The 575-nt window shown below is 56.7% G+C and carries 1 protein-coding gene; it reads left to right on the top strand.

The features are described from left to right. Positions 1–90: 90 nt before the first annotated feature. On the top strand, positions 91–575 hold a 485-nt coding region (locus AACY19_RS26825; RefSeq protein ID WP_339454512.1), incomplete at its 3' end, for a glycosyltransferase.

Raw genomic sequence — 575 nt, 5'->3', positions numbered from 1 at the left:
CCGAGCTAGCCATTGACCTGCCTAAGAACCTTGTTTAGCGCGCTTGCTCATCTGATCGTGCTCGATGCATATCATACAGGTTAGTTGTTAATGCTGAACGGCGCGAAGCAGCCTCGGGATCTGAACGGGCCTCGAAAAATAACGGTGATGTCGAACGCCGCGAATACGTTGATCCGGTTTCGTTGGCATCTGCTGGAATTACTGGTTCGGCGGGGGCACGATGTTCATGTGCTTGCTCCGGAATATAATACTGAGCAGGCGAAACACCTGAAAGACATGGGTGTTACTACTCACACCTATCATATCGACCGCGCGGGGCAGAATCCACTATCCGATCTGCGCACGCTGCGCGATCTCACGCGCTGGTTCCGTCGTGAACGACCCGACGTCAGCCTGACATTTTTCATCAAGCCGAATATATACGGCGGGCTCGCCGCAGCATTGGCCCGTGTATCGCGCCGCATCGGCATGGTGGAGGGCCTGGGCTACCTATTCATTTCGAGCGGCCCGGACGGGCTGGCCAAGCGGGCATCAAGAACTCTGGCCATCTCCTTGCTGCGCGCCTCGTTTGCCCG

This window comes from Pseudomonas sp. EA_5y_Pfl2_R50 (genome assembly GCF_963970475.1).
In the GTDB taxonomy this organism is placed as follows: Bacteria; Pseudomonadota; Gammaproteobacteria; order Pseudomonadales; family Pseudomonadaceae; genus Aquipseudomonas.
The sequence above is the reverse complement of the archived record's forward strand: the minus strand, read 5'-3'. Positions and strand labels throughout refer to the sequence as shown.